The organism is Serratia sp. JSRIV006 (assembly GCF_019968685.1).
Classification (GTDB): domain Bacteria; phylum Pseudomonadota; class Gammaproteobacteria; order Enterobacterales; family Enterobacteriaceae; genus Chania; species Chania fonticola_B.
In genome coordinates this window covers 2,454,185-2,471,135 of record NZ_CP074137.1, presented here as the reverse complement: position 1 = coordinate 2,471,135, position 16,951 = coordinate 2,454,185, and the positions used below count along the sequence as shown (strand labels likewise).

The window sequence follows — 16,951 nt, the reverse complement described above, 5'->3', positions numbered from 1 at the left end:
GGGGGAAAAACAGACGGGAGCCATAAGCTCCCGTTATCATTTAACGCTAAATCACAATTACATGTGTTTAACGATGGCGTCGCCAAACTCTGAACATTTCAGCAGCTTAGCGCCTTCCATCAGACGTTCGAAATCGTAAGTCACGGTCTTGGCAGCGATAGCGCCTTCCATGCCCTTAACGATCAGGTCAGCAGCTTCGAACCAGCCCATATGACGCAGCATCATCTCAGCGGACAGGATGATGGAACCTGGGTTCACTTTGTCCTGGCCAGCATACTTAGGCGCAGTACCGTGGGTGGCTTCAAACAGCGCACAATCGGAACCGATGTTGGCACCAGGGGCGATACCGATACCACCAACCTGAGCGGCCAGGGCGTCGGAGATGTAGTCACCGTTCAGGTTCATACAGGCGATCACGTCGTATTCTGCCGGGCGCAGCAGGATTTGCTGCAGGAAGGCGTCGGCGATCACGTCTTTAACCACGATCTCTTTACCGGTGTTCGGGTTCTTGATTTTCAGCCATGGGCCGCCGTCGATCAATTCACCACCGAACTCTTCACGTGCCAGTTCGTAGCCCCAATCCTTGAAGGCACCTTCGGTGAACTTCATGATGTTGCCTTTGTGAACCAGCGTCACTGAATCACGATCGTTGGTGATAGCATATTCGATAGCCGCACGAACCAGGCGCTTGGTGCCTTCTTCGGAACAAGGCTTAACGCCAATACCGCACTGCTCTGGGAAACGGATCTTCTTCACGCCCATTTCGTCGCGCAGGAACTTGATCACTTTGTCCGCTTCTGCAGAACCCGCTTTCCATTCAATACCGGCGTAGATGTCTTCGGCGTTTTCACGGAAGATCACCATATCGGTCAGCTCTGGCTGCTTAACCGGGCTTGGTGTGCCCTGATAATAACGCACCGGGCGCAGACACACGTACAGATCGAGCTGCTGGCGTAGTGCCACGTTCAGAGAACGAATACCGCCACCCACTGGCGTAGTCAGTGGGCCTTTGATCGCTACGCGGTAGTCACGAATAAGTTCCAGTGTTTCTTCCGGCAGCCACACGTCTTTCCCGTAAACGTGGGTGGATTTTTCACCGGTATAGATTTCCATCCAGGAGATTTTACGTTCGCCGTGGTAGGCCTTTTTAACCGCTGCATCCACCACGTGGATCATGGCAGGAGTCACGTCAACGCCAATACCGTCACCTTCGATGAACGGGATGATAGGGTTATGCGGAACAACCAGTTTACCCTGGGCATCAACCGTAATCTTTTTACCTTCTGCCGGAACAACTACTTTGCTTTCCATCAACCTCTCCTTTCTGTCTTCAAGCGCAATTTTTGTTAATGCTTTGTAAGATGCGTGTCAATACTACTTGAATATTCAGCTCGCGCCAATCCGAAACGGATTAGGCTATAATGCGCTTATCATTCGAAATCGCAAAGACCATGACTAAATTCTCTGTTAAAAATCACCAAGTTAAACGATTCAGCCGCAGTAAACCCGCAGCACGCCAGAAATCCCAGGCGCCGCGGCGAGTGGTCATCTTCAACAAACCCTTTGATGTGTTACCACAGTTTACCGACGAAGCAGGCCGCGTCACTCTGAAAAAATTCATTCCTTTCAGCGATGTTTATGCCGCAGGAAGGCTCGATCGCGACAGCGAAGGCTTACTGGTGCTGACCAACGACGGCAAGCTACAAGCACAGCTAACCCAGCCCGGCAAACGCACCGGTAAGATTTATTATGTGCAGGTGGAAGGCGAACCCCAGGAGAGCGATCTGGCCGCATTGCGCCTTGGCGTGACGCTGAACGATGGGCCAACCCTGCCCGCCGGAGCGGAACGGGTTGAAGAGCCAGAATGGTTATGGCCGCGCAATCCACCGATCCGCGAACGCAAGACCATCCCCACCAGTTGGCTGAAAATCACGCTCTACGAGGGCCGAAACCGCCAGGTGCGTCGCATGACGGCACATATCGGCTTCCCTACCCTGCGCCTGATTCGTTACAGTATGGGCAATCTTTCTCTGGGGGGCTTGCAACCTGGGGAATGGCAGACCGTCGATTCACTATAAGGAACCGCCATGTTTAAGCCGCACGTCACCGTTGCCTGCGTGATTCATGCCGCCGGTAAATTTTTGGTGGTCGAAGAAACCATCAACGGTAAAGCCCTGTGGAATCAACCAGCCGGCCATCTCGAAGCGGATGAAACGCTGGTCCAGGCCGCCGAGCGCGAACTGTGGGAAGAAACCGGCATCCGTGCCAAGCCGCAGTCTTTTCTGCGGATGCATCAGTGGATCGCGCCAGACCGCACGCCGTTTCTGCGCTTCTGCTTTGTGATTGAGCTGGAGCAGCCGCTGCCCACCGAGCCGCAAGACGATGATATAGACTGCTGCCTGTGGCTGACCGCCGAGCAGATCCTGGAGGCTGAAAACCTGCGTTCACCGCTGGTGGCCGAGACGATCCGTTGTTATCAGCAGCCGGAACGCTACCCGTTGTCGCTGGTTGCCAGCTTTAACTGGCCGCTTTAACGGCAAATAAGGGCCGTGCGCGCAGGCGGCCAACGTGGTAAAATCCTGCGCTTGTTTTTTATCGCACAGTACGTGTTCAAGTTCGTGAGATCCCCATGTCAGACAACAGCCAGAAAAAAGTGATCGTCGGAATGTCCGGCGGCGTCGACTCTTCCGTTACCGCCTATCTGTTACAACAACAGGGCTATCAGGTCGCTGGGTTGTTCATGAAGAACTGGGAAGAAGACGACGACGAGGAATACTGCTCGGCCGCCACCGATTTGGCCGATGCACAAGCCGTCTGCGACAAGCTGGGCATCGAGCTGCATACGGTGAACTTCGCGGCGGAGTACTGGGACAACGTGTTCGAGCTGTTCCTTGAAGAGTACAAGGCGGGCCGTACCCCTAACCCGGATATCCTGTGCAATAAAGAAATCAAATTCAAAGCGTTCCTGGAGTTTGCGGCTGAAGATCTGGGGGCGGATTTTATCGCTACCGGTCACTATGTCCGCCGCCAGGACGTGGACGGCAAAAGCCGCCTGTTGCGCGGCGTCGACGGTAACAAAGACCAGAGCTATTTCCTGTATACCCTGAGCCACGAGCAGGTCGCGCAAAGCCTGTTCCCGGTCGGTGAGTTGGAAAAGCCAGAGGTCCGCCGCATTGCGGAGCAACTGGAACTGGTTACCGCCAAGAAAAAAGACTCTACCGGCATCTGCTTTATCGGCGAACGTAAATTCCGCGACTTCCTGGGCCGCTATCTGCCAGCACAACCTGGCCCGATTGTTAGCGTCGACGGCCAAACCATCGGCGAGCACCAGGGCTTGATGTACCACACCCTCGGCCAACGCAAAGGCTTGGGCATAGGCGGTATGAAAGACAGCAGCGAAGATCCGTGGTACGTAGTGGATAAAGACGTCGCCAACAATATTCTGGTGGTCGCTCAAGGCCACGAACATCCGCGCCTGATGTCTATCGGCCTGATCGCCCAGCAGTTGCATTGGGTGGATCGCCTGCCGTTGACACAACCTCTGCGCTGTACGGTTAAAACCCGTTATCGCCAGCAGGATATTCCCTGCACCGTGACGCCGCTAGACGCCGAGCGCATCGAAGTTCGCTTCGACGAGCCGGTCGCAGCCGTCACCCCAGGCCAGTCCGCCGTGTTCTATCAGGGCGATATCTGCCTGGGCGGCGGCATTATTGAACAGCGTATACAGGAGTAACCGTGGCGAAGAATTATTACGACATCACGCTGGCCATGGCCGGGATTAGCCAAGCGGCCCGTCTGGTACAGCAGTTGGCGCACGAAGGGCAAATGGATGGCGAAGCCTTCCATACCTCACTCAACAGCCTGTTGCAGATGGATCCCCCTTCTACCCTGGCGGTGTTCGGCGGCGAAGAGCGTAACCTGAAGATGGGGCTGGAAACCTTGATTGGCGTACTCAACGCCAATAACAAAGGCCCGGCCGCCGAGCTGACCCGCTACACCATCAGCCTGATGGTGCTGGAGCGCAAGCTGAACGCCAACAAAACGGCGATGAATACGCTCGGCGAGCGGTTGAGCCAGTTGGAGCGTCAGTTGGCGCATTATGAACTGGGTTCAGATACCATCATCAGCGCCCTGGCCGGTATCTATGTCGATGTTGTGGCACCATTGGGGCCGCGCATCCAGGTAACAGGTTCACCCGCCATCCTGCAAAATCCGCAGGTGCAGGCCAAGGTTCGTGCCACCCTGCTCGCCGGTATCCGTGCCGCCGTGCTGTGGCAGCAGGTTGGCGGTAGCCGCCTGCAGTTAATGTTTTCCCGTAATCGTCTGCTCAAGCAGGCGCAAAATATCGTTGCTCATTGTTAAACTTCCCAGGAGTTGCTACCGATGGAATTATCCTCACTGACCGCCGTTTCCCCCATTGATGGACGCTACGGTGATAAAGTCAGCGCACTGCGCACCATTTTCAGCGAGTATGGCTTGCTGAAATTCCGCGTGCAGGTTGAAGTACGTTGGCTGCAAAAACTGGCCGCTTGCGCAGAGATCAAAGAAGTTCCCGCTTTTGACGCCGACGCAAACGCTTACCTTGATAAGATCGTCGCAGAATTCAGTGAAGAAGACGCCCAGCGCATCAAGACCATCGAGCGCACCACCAACCACGACGTTAAAGCGGTGGAATACTTCCTGAAAGAAAAAGTGGAATCAGTACCTGCTCTGCACGCCGTGTCTGAGTTTATCCACTTCGCCTGTACTTCTGAAGACATCAACAACCTGTCCCATGCGTTGATGCTGCACACTGCGCGTCAGGATGTGGTGTTGCCGCACTGGCGCAAAATCATCGAATCCATCAAAGGGCTGGCGCTGGAATATCGTGATATTCCGCTGCTGTCACGTACCCATGGCCAACCCGCTACCCCGTCTACCGTGGGTAAAGAGTTTGCCAACGTGTCCTACCGGATGGAGCGTCAATATCGCCAGTTAGAGCGCGTTGAGATCCTCGGTAAAATCAACGGCGCAGTAGGTAACTACAATGCCCACATCGTGGCCTATCCGGAAGTGGACTGGCACCGTTTCAGCGAAGAGTTTGTCACCTCGCTGGGAGTGACCTGGAACCCGTACACCACGCAGATCGAGCCGCATGACTATATCGCCGAGTTGTTCGACTGCGTGGCACGTTTCAACACCATCCTGATCGACTTCGACCGTGATATCTGGGGTTACATCGCCCTGAACCACTTCAAGCAAAAAACCATTGCCGGTGAGATCGGTTCTTCCACCATGCCGCACAAGGTTAACCCGATCGACTTCGAGAACTCCGAAGGCAACCTGGGCCTGGCTAACGCGGTACTGGGCCATCTGGCTAGCAAACTGCCGGTTTCCCGCTGGCAGCGTGACCTGACGGACTCCACCGTGCTGCGTAACCTGGGCGTGGGCCTGGGCTATGCGCTGATTGCCTATCAGGCCACCATGAAAGGCATCAGCAAGCTGGAAGTGAACCGCGCACACCTGCTGGACGAACTGGATCACAACTGGGAAGTGCTGGCCGAGCCGATCCAGACCGTGATGCGCCGTTACGGTATCGAAAAGCCGTACGAGAAGCTGAAAGAGCTGACCCGTGGCAAGCGCGTAGATGCAGCCGGTATGCAAACCTTTATCGATAGCCTGGAACTGCCGGAAGACGAGAAAACCCGCCTGAAAGCCATGACGCCAGCTAACTACATTGGCCGCGCCACCACCATGGTTGACGAGCTGAAGTAAGCGCCTTCCCTTGCAGCTTGAGAGGCTCTTTAGTTACCCGCCCAAGGGCGGGTTAACTTTAACCGAGCTGAATCTGCCCCCCTATGAAATAACAAGCCCTGCCGTTTATAGTGAGCTATCTGTGAAACGCCGCCCTTTATGGTAGAAAACTCGATCGTGCTCACCGATGGGTCTTAGTACACGGCAGGGAACGCCCGCAGCGACCACGTCTGCAGGCACATCCTTGGTCACCACGCTCCCTGCACCAATAACGCTGTTACGACCGATGGTAATACCAGGGTTAATGATGACCCCACTACCAATCCAGACATTATCTTCAATGGTGACGGGCAAAGAAAACTGCTGGCTGGTAATACGCACCGCAGGATCCACTGGGTGCCCCGTGGTAGATATCGTGACATTCGGCGCAATCATCACGTTGTCGCCAATCAGCACCTTACCGTCATCCACCACTACCAGATTAAAGTTGGCGTAAAAGTTTTCACCAATAGCGATCTGGCTACCATAAGCAACATGCAGTGGCGGCTCAATCCAAACGTTCTTGCCGACGCTCCCCATCAGTTGACGGATCAGCGCTTCACGTTTTTTTTGCTCTGAAGGCCGCGTATGATTAAAGTCATAAACCAATTCTTTTCCGCGCAGGCGCTCTTCTGCCATACCTTCATCCATATCAGTGTATAAACACCCACTGGCTAACTTTTCCCGTTGCGTCATCATCGTATTATCCTTGTCGTTGACTATGCCATATTCCTTACGGCTTCTGGTTCAGGTTTAAACGCTGACAGCGGCCCACGTCCCGACAAAGTGAAGACTGATATCAGAGTAAACGATAGCGCAATAAGCCCCAGAATAAGGTAGGTTCCGTGGAAACCGACTTTTTCATACATATTCCCGGCAAAGACCGACATGAACATAATCGCTAATTGTTTAAAGAAACAGAAACAAACCAGATAAATAGTGGCAGAGAAGCGCACCTCAAATACCGAAGTGATATATTTAAAACAGCCAACGATCAGGAACGGAATTTCAAACATATGCAAGGTTTTCAGAATAACCACTTCTACCGGTGTAGACGCAAATGAAGATCCGATAATACGTATCGACATGATGAGCCCCGCGAGCAACAGCGCATTCTTCCCACCGATGCGGTTAACAATGAGCGGGGCAAAGAACATGATTGACGCATTCAGTAACTCTCCCATGGTGGTGACATAACCAAAAACACGCGTACCTTGTTCGCTTGATGAGAAGAACGAGGTGAAGAAGTTGGCGAATTGCTGATCAAACACATCATAGGTACAGGAAACGCCCACCACATACAGGGCTAAAAACCAAAGTTTAGAGTCTTTCAGTAATTCGAACGCCAAGCGCAAATTAAACGGCTTACTGTTAGCCCCCAATTTGTCAGCAACCTGGGCGGTACTGCCTGCCTCAGGTTTAGCGATAAGTAACAGGATCGCCAGTATCACGGCACAGCCAGAACCGAGCCAGAATACAAACTCGTTGTTGATGGTGAACATAATGCCGACCACCGAGGCACACAAAGCCCAGCCCACACAGCCAAATAAGCGTGCTCGGCCAAATTCAAACGAGCTGCGGCGGCTTACCTTCTCAATATACGCCTCAATGGCTGGCGCACCCCCGTTATAAATAAAACCAAGGTAAATCCCGCCAGCAATGGAACCCAAGACAATATTAGTGCGTAATAGCGGGCCGAAAACATAGATAAAGAACGGTGCGAATAATATCAGCATCCCCGTGATTATCCACAGCAAGTGTTTTCTTAACCCCAGTTTATCTGACAGCAGGCCAAATATCGGCTGAAACAGTAATGAGAAGAAGGATATGCTGGCAAAGATAATGCCGGTATCGCTTTTACTGACCTGATTGATGTCATGCAACCAGATAGGGAAGAATGGGAAGTAGGCCCCCATGATGAAGAAATAGAAGAAGAAAAACAGCCCAAACATCCAGAAGTTGGTATTTTTTAAATAGTACATGCGAACTCCTTGTGCAAAACCCAAGCGCGTTTGAGTCCATACTCAGGTACGCGATATTATTTATATATTCATCAGGTAGGATGATGGATGTTTTTCTGTATTATAAAAAGTCAGGTTGCAGGGATGAGCTAAACCCACTACCCCAGTCACATAGATAACCCTGTGACTGGAGTAAACAAGTGCGACCAAGAATCCATCCCATGATAAATAAGTATTATTCACCGTACTGCCAAACCAGCTTATAGTTATAGTGCTCAGCATCCAGGATAAAATCCGGGCTCACACTCGGGCTCCATGAATCATCGCCGCCGACCCCCATGTGGAAACCATCTATATTGACCCAAACCCCCTGCTCCGGGCGCAACAAATGGTTATGCGAGGTATCCGCTAATTGTTGCTGACTATATTGGCTGAGGCCAAAGTGGAAATCCCCCTGCCACCGCCAACGACCAAATTTCAGTTGGCGAGTATTGCAACGCAATCCATTCTCCGTAGGGAAAATGTATGGCGTCTGTAGCTCAGAAAGCGGTAACGTCCACCGCCCAAGCTGAGCGGAAAGCTGGCGGTCAGGGTAGTTTTCGTGTGGGCCTAACCCCAGCCACGTTGCGTGTTCGGCAACCTCCGCCAACTGGCAGCTCAAGCCAATCCGCGCCGGTGCTGGAATTCCGTAGGCTACATCAACATTGACATCAATCTGCAGTTTACCCTGGCAGTCGATCAAATAGGTCTTGCGGCTGATGAACATGATGCTGTTTTGGTAAGCATAAGCATGGGCCGTGCGGATCTGCACGCCTTGTGAAATCGAATCGGCTTCACATTGCAGTAAGCGCGTTTCTAGCGCGTACATACCCGCTCTCTTCCAACGTTCTACCCATGCATTAGGATCGATGTGAGCGGCATCGCTCACACCAATGTCATTATCAAGCGGTGCTCGGGTAAAGTTGTCGCGTAACGGCGTCAACAGAGCGGCGTTTTCATCCTGCCACCACTGCTCAAGCAAACCAGTTTGCCGATTGAACTGCCAGCGCTGTGTACCCCACTCAATGCTGAAAGCGTCATTATGCTCGTTTAACCGAGGTGACTGCGCCTGAACGTCATTGTGATCGATTGGTAAGGTTAATGGTCGAGGTAAACGCCACTGGTCCCAGGCACAACGATGATGCTCTTCAGACCATGCCGTTGCCTTAATTTGGCGAACCTCCACGTTCAACCACAGTTCACCGCTCTCTTTCAGTTCGGGAATATCACCCAATACGATTTTCTGTGTCCCCTGCGCCGCTAATGACAGTTCAGCCTCTCCCTGTGCGATAGCTTTCCCGTCCAAGGCTACATTCCAATAAAGCCGCTCGTTATCGCTGGTACGGAATAAATACTCACTGTTCACTTCAATCGTTAACGGCTGCTGTTCGAGCAGTTGGAACTGGAAAAACTGCTGGGCACGCTGCGCTTCAAACAGTGCCGGGTGCGGGCTGCGATCGGGGAATACCAGCCCGTTCAGACAAAATTGGCGGTCGTTAGGCGTATCACCGAAGTCGCCGCCGTAGGCCCAATAGGTTTGGCCGCTGTCATCTGTGCGATTCAGTGCCTGATCGACCCAGTCCCAAACAAAGCCCCCCTGGAGTCGCGGATGTTTACGAAAAGCCTGCCAGTAGCGATCAAAGCCACCAAAGCTGTTGCCCATCGCATGAGCATACTCACACAGGATCAGTGGGCGGTTTTCATCGGGCATGCCGATCCACTTCTTGATCGACCATTTGGGTACTACCGGGAAAGGCTGATCCTGGTCGACACGGGCATACATGGGGCACACAATATCCGTTGCCGCCGAATTGGCACCGCCGCCTTCATACTGCACCGGACGAGTAGGATCCTGGCTTTTCACCCAGCGATACAGCGCATCATGGTTGCTGCCGTGGCCGGACTCGTTGCCCAGAGACCAGATGATGATGCAGGCATGGTTGCGATCGCGTTGTACCATGCGCGTAACACGCTCGCTCATGGCAGGCAGCCAGAGCGGATCGTTCGACAGCCGGTTCATAGGCTGCATGCCATGCGTTTCAATGTTCGCCTCATCCACGACGTACAGGCCGTAGCGATCGCACAGCTTGTACCACAGCGGGTGGTTCGGATAATGGGAACAGCGCACGGCATTAAAATTATGCTGCTTCATCAGCAGGATATCCTGACGCATAGTGGCTTCATCCATGACCTGCCCCTGCTCAGGATGGTGCTCATGGCGGTTGGTGCCACGTATCAATAGCGGTTGTCCGTTAAGCTTCAGTAAGCCGTTGCTGATTTCAACCTGGCGGAAACCCACATCATAGGCTTCAGCCTCCACCAATTCACCTGATGGGGAGAGCAATTTGACCACTGCGCGATACAGTGCCGGGGCCTCTGCACTCCACAAGGCGGGTTGTTCCACCGGCAGGCGCAGAGTCGTACGCTCATCATAGGCGCCGCGCTCATCGATTATCTCGCTGCCGAAGGCCTGAGTTTTTTCGCCGATCAGGGCATCTTCACGCCACAGTTGCACCTGCACCTGGTGTTGTTGTGGCTGATGAGCTCGCACCTCTACTACCACTTCCCCTCGGCGGAAACTGTCACTTAATGGCGTAGTGATAGAGATATCGCTCAGGTGAGTGGCGGGTTTATGCAATAGGCTAACATCGCGGAAAATCCCGCTCATGCGCCACATATCCTGATCTTCCAGATAACTGCCGTCGCACCAGCGTAATACCATCACCGCCAGCCGGTTTTCTCCTGCAACCAAAACGTCGCTGAGATCGAATTCGGCAGGTAAACGGCTGTCTTGTGAATAGCCAACCCACTGACCATTGCACCACAGATAAAACGCAGAATTGACACCGTCGAAAATAATTCGGGTTTGTCCCTGTGCTAACCACCCCTCATCGACATTAAATGTGAGCGAATAACATCCTGTGGGGTTTTCTGCCGGGACGAAAGGCGGATTAACCGGGATCGGATAGGTAACGTTGGTGTAAATCGGTGCATCGTAGCCAGCCAATTGCCAGTTTGACGGCACCTGTATTTCATCAGCGTTGTCCAGGTCGCTCTGTAGCCAGGTCTCCGGCACTCGTTCTGGCTGACTAAAATAGCTAAACTTCCAGGTGCCATTTAACGAAGCAGACTGCGCTGAAGCCCTATCTTCTCTTGCATCTTGCTCATTGCGCCAACTTTGAAATGGCGGATGCGCGGGTAGGCGACGGTATTGCGTACAGGCAGGATTTTCCCAGTCTCGACGAGATAAAACAGCGCTGAGTGATTTCCCTGTTTGAGATGAGTTCATGCTTCCCCTCTAAATGTTATACGCTCACAATTAACAATAAAATGAACAATGCGCGTAGGGGTGTAAAGCAAATATACTTGGGAAAGCGAGGTCGGTCACAAATTAAGCTCAGGGATCGCAACCGATCCCTGACGTTAGCGGCTATTTGCCCTCAAGCGCGGAGATTTGACGTGCGATACGCAGCAACTCCTGAGATAAAGTGTGCAGCGATACCTTATCCTGATTTATAGCCGCCGTTGTATGCCTTTGCACCAGACTAGTCGTCAGACGCAAAGAACCGGCATGAGGCACATGTCGATCTTCCAGACACTGAACCAGGCGTTTAACGCTTTCCTGCCCCAACATCCGAAAGTCCTGCTTAATGGTGGTCAGCGGTGGGTAATAATAAGCACTGTCTTCAGTATCATCGTACCCCACTACCGACATTTGCGCTGGAATGTGCAACCCATACTCCTGCAGCGCGCGCAGCACCCCTAACGCCATTTGATCGTTAGCAACCAATATCGCCGTAGGGTGTTTTGGCAAGCTCAGGATCTGCCCGGCAAGCTGATAACCGGAAGCCGCACTCCAATCGCCATGGAGCACCGAACAAGGTTTCAGCTGATGCTCTGCTAAGGTCGTCAGCCACCCCTGATAGCGCAAACGCGCCGAAATCGAGACCAGCGGCCCGGTAATCAGTGCTATATCACGATGCCCAAGAGCAACGACATGTTCTACCCCTTGACGAGCCCCCTCATAGGGATCAAACAGAATGCTGGAGACATCAGAATCAGGGTCGACGTCCAAAAACAGCGTAGGCACCTCGCTACAAACTTGTTCAATTGCGTGAGCATCTTCAGCGCAGAGCGAAACATTAATCAGCAATCCATCTACCCTTTGCGACAACAGCTCATTTATCGCAGTGCGACAGGCATGAACGCTAAGATCTTCCACCATGGAAATCACCACGTTAAATCCCATCTGGTTTGCCTGCGTTTTAATTGCCGACGCGATTTGAGAAGGTGCGTGCAGAGCTAGTTCTGTAGTCGCCAGCCCCAGCGTAAAACTCTGTTTGCCTGCAAGTTGCTGCGCGACACGGTTTGGTACGTAATTCAGCGCAGCCATGGCCTGCTCAACCTTCGCGCGGGTTTTATCCGAAACGTGTTCAGCACGATTTAATACCCGCGACACGGTTTGGTACGACACTCCAGAATACTCGGCGACGTCATTCAGCGTGACAGATTTAGGCTTCATACGGTTTCTCGCGTCGATTAATGCAAAGAAATCAAGCTAATGAGTATCAATCATAGCAGTTTAAAAAGCTATCCAACCAGGTATTATTGACAGTACGACCTGAAGGTATTGATTTCAGGCCTTCGGCCCTTAAAGACTGAACCCGTAAATCACACAACCCTTATTTTTTACTAAAAACTGATGAAAGTTCGCCGACATCACTTACAATGCCAGATAACGAAGTTTGCCGTTCAGGCTGTGAGATAAGGATAGATATGGCAACGCTGAAAGATATCGCGGCCGAAGCAGGAGTTTCATTAGCGACGGTCTCCCGGGTTTTGAATGACGATCCCACGCTCAACGTCAAAGAAGAGACCAAGCATCGCATTCTGGAAATTGCCGAAAAGCTGGAATACAAGACCAGCAGTGCCAAAAAGCATCTGACTAACGCGGTGGTACAGCACCACGTGCTGGCGCTATACAGCTATAAGCAAGAGATGGAAATCAACGATCCTTATTACCTTTCCATTCGCCACGGCATCGAAACCCAGTGCGAGAGGCTGGGGATTGAACTCACTAACTGCTATAAAAATAACCAGCTACCGGACCTGAAGAAGATCACCGGCGTACTGATCGTCAGCAAACCCACGCCTGAGACCCTGCGTAAGGCAGCGGCGTTAACCGACAACATCTGCTTTATTGATTTTAATGAGCCCGGTTCCGAATACGACTCGGTGGATATCGATCTGGCAAGGATCAGCAAAGAGATTATCGACTTCTTTATTGAGCACGGGGCCAAACGCATCGGTTTTATCGGCGGAGCCGATGAGCCGAATAAAGCGGATATCCGCGAAGCGGCCTTTGTAGAATATGGGCGGCTGAAAGGCGTGGTCCGTGAGCAAGATATCTATCGTGGTGACTTCTCTAGCGCCTCTGGTTATGAGTTGGCGAAAAAAATGCTGGCTACCGCGGATTATCCTACCGCGCTGTTTGTCGCCTCAGACTCCATTGCCATTGGGGTGCTGCGCAGCATTCATGAGTTGGGGTTGAAAATCCCACAGGACATCGCCCTGATCAGCGTGAACGATATCCCGACCGCGCGTTTTACCTTCCCACCGCTTTCTACCGTGCGTATCCACTCGGAAATGATGGGGATCCAAGGGGTCAACCTGCTGCTGGAGAAGTTCCGTGATGGCCGCGCCCTGCCGCTGCAGGTCTACGTGCCAAGCAAGTTAAAGCTGCGTGAAACCACCAAGTAACTGACCGCTCAAGTCTCACCATGTTGGGGCGCCGCATGCTGCGCCCGTTAAAGCACCAATCCCGCATCCAAACGCCCTGTTATTAGTAAAAAACACTAATAATTACGGGCTTTTTTACCTCAAAACCCACCAATTTATGCCACTTCTCTCCGCCTACCACAACAATCAGCCATTTCTTTAACCCGATCACAGATCCACCAGCGCAATGAACATAAAGCGTGATCGAGTTAAAGCAAAACAAATTATCGGCTATGTTTTAGTAAATGTTTTACTAAAATCATTCCAAGCATTGACGCATTCCATGCCAAGACTGCGGCCTACAGCATTCAGACCAGGAGAGATGACGTGAATAATTGGGAAAACTTTCAACACCTGCATGAGAACCGAATGGCGCCCCGCGCCTACTTCTTCTCATATGACTCACTCAAGCGTGCCCAAACCTTTCAGCGCGCCCTCAGCAGCCACTTTATAGCGCTCAGCGGCCAATGGAGCTTTAACTACTTCACCAATCCGTTGCTGGTGCCCGAAGATTTTTATTCACAAAGGATGACTGACTGGGGCCAGATCACGGTGCCCAGCATGTGGCAAATGGAAGGCCATGGCATTCTGCAATATACCGACGAAGGCTTCCCCTTCCCGATCGATGTGCCTTTCGTCCCCACAGACAACCCAACCGGTGCTTACCAACGTAGTTTTACGCTGAGCGAACAGTGGAACGGAAAGCAGACCATCATCAAATTTGACGGTGTTGAGACCTATTTTGAAGTGTACGTCAACGGCCAGTATGTGGGCTTCAGCAAGGGCAGCCGCCTGACCGCCGAATTTGATATCTCCGGTTACGTGCACTCAGGGGAAAACCTGCTGGCCGTGCGCGTCATGCAGTGGGCGGACTCGACCTACATTGAAGATCAGGATATGTGGTGGACAGCTGGCATCTTCCGCGATGTCTATCTGGTGGGGAAAGAGCCGGTTCACGTGCAGGATCTGACCGTTCGCACCGATTTTGCCGCCGACTACCAAAGCGCGACCCTGTCTTGCGAACTGGAGATCGAAAACCTATCGGGGACACCGCTAGCGGACTACGTGATTGAATATGCCCTGTTTGATAACGATAACCTGCTGGTACAGCAGAGTCTCGGCGCACAAACCCAGACCCATTTTGCTATCAATCTGGCAAATCCAATCCAGTGGTCAGCGGAAAACCCTTACCTCTATCAGCTGTTTATCACGCTTAAAGACCAAAACGGCACCGTGCTGGAGGTGATACCTCAACGCGTCGGGTTCCGTGATATCAAGGTGCGTGATGGACTGTTCTACATCAACAACCAGTATGTGATGCTGCACGGCGTCAACCGCCATGATAACGACCATCTGAAAGGCCGTGCGGTAGGCATGGATCGCGTCGAAAAAGATCTGATCCTGATGAAACAGCACAATATCAACTCGGTACGTACCGCCCATTACCCTAACGACCCGCGCTTTTATGAACTGTGCGACATTTACGGGCTGTTCGTCATGGCCGAAACCGACGTCGAAACCCACGGCTTTGCCAACGTGGGCGACCTGAGCCGCATCACCAACGATCCGGCCTGGGAAACGGTGTTCGTCGATCGCATTGTGCGTCACGTTCACGCGCAAAAGAACCATCCGTCGATCGTGATGTGGTCGTTGGGCAATGAGTCCGGCTACGGTTGCAACATCCACGCGATGTACCACGCCACCAAGGCCATTGACGATACCCGCCTGGTGCACTACGAGGAAGACCGCGACGCCGAGGTGGTGGATATCATCTCCACCATGTATACCCGCGCGCCGTTGATGAACGAGTTTGGTGAACACCCACACGCCAAGCCTCGCATCATCTGTGAATACGCTCACGCCATGGGCAATGGCCCCGGCGGCCTGACGGAATATCAGAACGTGTTTTACCAGCACGATCATATTCAGGGCCACTACGTTTGGGAGTGGTGCGATCACGGCATTCTGGCGCACGATGAGCAAGGCCAGGCGTTTTACAAATACGGTGGCGACTTCGGCGACTATCCGAACAACTACAACTTCTGCATGGACGGGTTGATCTTCCCGGATCAAACGCCTGGGCCGGGCCTGAGGGAGTACAAGCAGGTTATTGCGCCAGTCAAGATCCGCGCGCTTGAGGCTCGCCTTGGCACCTTCCTGGTTGAGAACAAACTGTGGTTTACCAATCTGGATGACTACACTCTCACCGCCGAGATCCGCGCAGAAGGGGAAACGCTGGCAACGCGGTCCCTGCGGCTGAAAGATCTGGCGGCCAACTCTTCACGGGAGATCCGCCTTGAGCTGCCTGAGCTGGATGAGCGCGAAGCCTTTGTGAACTTCACCGTGCGCAAGAACTCCAGCACGCTGTACAGCCCGGCCAATCACGACATCGCGGTGTACCAGTTCCAGCTCAAAGAGAACACGGCACAGGCAGAAGCCTATACCAACCTCAATGCCCTGCCACTACGGGTAGCAGAAAGCCGCCTGGCGTACAGCATCAGCGGCCAGGACTTTACGCTGACCTTCTCCAAGGTGAACGGCAAGCTGACCTCCTGGATGAGCAACGGGGAAGAAATCATCGCCTCTGCTCCGACGTTAAGCTTCTTCAAACCGATGATCGATAACCATAAACAGGAGTATCAGGGCCTGTGGGAACCCGCTCATCTGCAAATCATGCAAGAGCACTTCCGTACATTGGACGTCGTTCAGGCCGATAGCCGCGTTGAAATTACCGTCACCAGCATCATCGCCCCGCCGGTCTTCGACTTCGGCATGCGCTGTTGCTACCGCTACCAGATCAATGCCGAAGGCCAGCTCAACGTGGAACTCAGCGGCGAGCGTTATGGCGATTACCCGTACGTGATCCCGGCCATCGGGCTGGATGTCGGCATTAACGGCGGCTTTGAACGGGTGAACTACTATGGTCGCGGCCCGGAAGAAAACTATCAGGACAGCCAGCAGGCCAACCTGATCGATATCTACCAGACTACGGTGGCCGAGATGTTTGAACACTATCCGTTCCCACAAAACAACGGTAACCGCCAGCATGTGCGCTGGGCCGCGCTCACCAATCGCCACGGTACCGGCCTGCTGGTCAAACCGCAGCAACCGATCAACTTCAGCGCCTGGCAGTACACCAGCCAGAACCTGCATCAGTCGCAGCACACCAATGAGCTGCAACCGAGCGGTTATATCACCCTCAACCTTGACCACCAGGTGATGGGCCTGGGTTCCAACTCCTGGGGCAGCGAAGTCCTCGACTCCTACCGAGTTTACATGGCGCCCTTCCGCTATGGCCTGACCCTGATGCCACTGCAAGCCGGTGACGTCAGCGCCCAGGCGCTGGCCAACCATGACTTTGCCAACGACTTCTTCACTCCAACCACCAACGAGGCCTGATC

Annotated in this window: 12 protein-coding genes; 7 read left to right on the top strand and 5 right to left on the bottom strand. The window is 53.0% G+C overall.

Annotated features, from left to right (window positions below; genetic code table 11):
• Positions 1-57: 57 nt before the first annotated feature.
• On the bottom strand, positions 58-1,311 hold the full coding sequence (icd, locus tag KGP16_RS11330) for an NADP-dependent isocitrate dehydrogenase (RefSeq protein ID WP_021804667.1): 1,254 nt from the start codon (positions 1,309-1,311) through the stop codon (positions 58-60).
• 140 nt (positions 1,312-1,451) lie between these two features.
• On the opposite strand from icd, the gene rluE reads away from it, so the two are divergent.
• The 5 genes from rluE (at position 1,452) to purB (ending at position 5,754) form a co-directional block, all read left to right on the top strand.
• Entirely contained in the window at positions 1,452-2,078 is a 627-nt protein-coding gene (gene rluE / locus KGP16_RS11325; protein WP_037374930.1) for a 23S rRNA pseudouridine(2457) synthase RluE, read from the top strand.
• Positions 2,079-2,087: 9 nt separating this feature from the next.
• Positions 2,088-2,534: an NUDIX hydrolase gene (locus KGP16_RS11320; protein WP_059200581.1), complete on the top strand. Its 447-nt coding sequence runs from the start codon at positions 2,088-2,090 to the stop codon at positions 2,532-2,534.
• 95 nt (positions 2,535-2,629) lie between these two features.
• Positions 2,630-3,733 (top strand): tRNA 2-thiouridine(34) synthase MnmA, encoded by a 1,104-nt coding sequence (gene mnmA, locus KGP16_RS11315; RefSeq protein WP_021178255.1) that lies wholly within the window; start codon positions 2,630-2,632, stop codon positions 3,731-3,733.
• A gap of 2 nt (positions 3,734-3,735) precedes the next feature.
• Positions 3,736-4,362: a high frequency lysogenization protein HflD gene (gene hflD / locus KGP16_RS11310; RefSeq protein ID WP_021804670.1), complete on the top strand. Its 627-nt coding sequence runs from the start codon at positions 3,736-3,738 to the stop codon at positions 4,360-4,362.
• 21 nt (positions 4,363-4,383) lie between these two features.
• A complete protein-coding gene (gene purB, locus KGP16_RS11305; RefSeq protein ID WP_223501347.1) occupies positions 4,384-5,754 on the top strand; it encodes an adenylosuccinate lyase in 1,371 nt (456 codons plus the stop codon).
• Between the two features lie 105 nt (positions 5,755-5,859).
• Here the strand turns inward: purB and KGP16_RS11300 are convergent, their stop codons facing one another.
• The 4 genes from KGP16_RS11300 to KGP16_RS11285 form a co-directional block, all read right to left on the bottom strand.
• Positions 5,860-6,468 carry a maltose acetyltransferase domain-containing protein gene (locus tag KGP16_RS11300; RefSeq protein WP_223501528.1) on the bottom strand — a complete coding sequence of 203 codons (609 nt, stop codon included), beginning with the start codon at positions 6,466-6,468 and terminating at the stop codon, positions 5,860-5,862.
• Between the two features lie 23 nt (positions 6,469-6,491).
• Positions 6,492-7,754: an MFS transporter gene (locus KGP16_RS11295; protein WP_021804673.1), complete on the bottom strand. Its 1,263-nt coding sequence runs from the start codon at positions 7,752-7,754 to the stop codon at positions 6,492-6,494.
• Positions 7,755-7,968: 214 nt separating this feature from the next.
• Positions 7,969-11,061, bottom strand: coding sequence for a beta-galactosidase (locus tag KGP16_RS11290; protein ID WP_223501346.1), 3,093 nt, complete (start codon positions 11,059-11,061; stop codon positions 7,969-7,971).
• Positions 11,062-11,202: 141 nt separating this feature from the next.
• The gene (locus tag KGP16_RS11285) at positions 11,203-12,294 is read right to left on the bottom strand and encodes a LacI family DNA-binding transcriptional regulator (protein WP_223501345.1); all 1,092 of its coding nucleotides are present in this window, start codon (positions 12,292-12,294) and stop codon (positions 11,203-11,205) included.
• 254 nt (positions 12,295-12,548) lie between these two features.
• Between KGP16_RS11285 and ebgR the strand changes: the two genes are divergently transcribed.
• Both ebgR and ebgA read left to right on the top strand, forming a co-directional pair.
• Positions 12,549-13,532 (top strand): transcriptional regulator EbgR, encoded by a 984-nt coding sequence (gene ebgR, locus KGP16_RS11280; protein ID WP_094981836.1) that lies wholly within the window; start codon positions 12,549-12,551, stop codon positions 13,530-13,532.
• Positions 13,533-13,877: 345 nt separating this feature from the next.
• Positions 13,878-16,949 carry a beta-galactosidase subunit alpha gene (gene ebgA, locus KGP16_RS11275; RefSeq protein WP_218519432.1) on the top strand — a complete coding sequence of 1,024 codons (3,072 nt, stop codon included), beginning with the start codon at positions 13,878-13,880 and terminating at the stop codon, positions 16,947-16,949.
• Positions 16,950-16,951 lie beyond the last annotated feature (2 nt).

Excerpts from the sequence above, each read along its gene's own strand:
- KGP16_RS11320 (WP_059200581.1), top strand. The coding sequence starts at position 2,088 with ATGTTTAAGCCGCACGTCACCGTTGCCTGCGTGATTCATGCCGCCGGT.
- KGP16_RS11290 (WP_223501346.1), bottom strand. The coding sequence starts at position 11,061 with ATGAACTCATCTCAAACAGGGAAATCACTCAGCGCTGTTTTATCTCGT.
- KGP16_RS11295 (WP_021804673.1), bottom strand. The coding sequence starts at position 7,754 with ATGTACTATTTAAAAAATACCAACTTCTGGATGTTTGGGCTGTTTTTC.
- KGP16_RS11285 (WP_223501345.1), bottom strand. The coding sequence starts at position 12,294 with ATGAAGCCTAAATCTGTCACGCTGAATGACGTCGCCGAGTATTCTGGA.
- KGP16_RS11300 (WP_223501528.1), bottom strand. The coding sequence starts at position 6,468 with ATGACGCAACGGGAAAAGTTAGCCAGTGGGTGTTTATACACTGATATG.
- rluE (WP_037374930.1), top strand. The coding sequence starts at position 1,452 with ATGACTAAATTCTCTGTTAAAAATCACCAAGTTAAACGATTCAGCCGC.
- icd (WP_021804667.1), bottom strand. The coding sequence starts at position 1,311 with ATGGAAAGCAAAGTAGTTGTTCCGGCAGAAGGTAAAAAGATTACGGTT.
- ebgR (WP_094981836.1), top strand. The coding sequence starts at position 12,549 with ATGGCAACGCTGAAAGATATCGCGGCCGAAGCAGGAGTTTCATTAGCG.
- mnmA (WP_021178255.1), top strand. The coding sequence starts at position 2,630 with ATGTCAGACAACAGCCAGAAAAAAGTGATCGTCGGAATGTCCGGCGGC.
- purB (WP_223501347.1), top strand. The coding sequence starts at position 4,384 with ATGGAATTATCCTCACTGACCGCCGTTTCCCCCATTGATGGACGCTAC.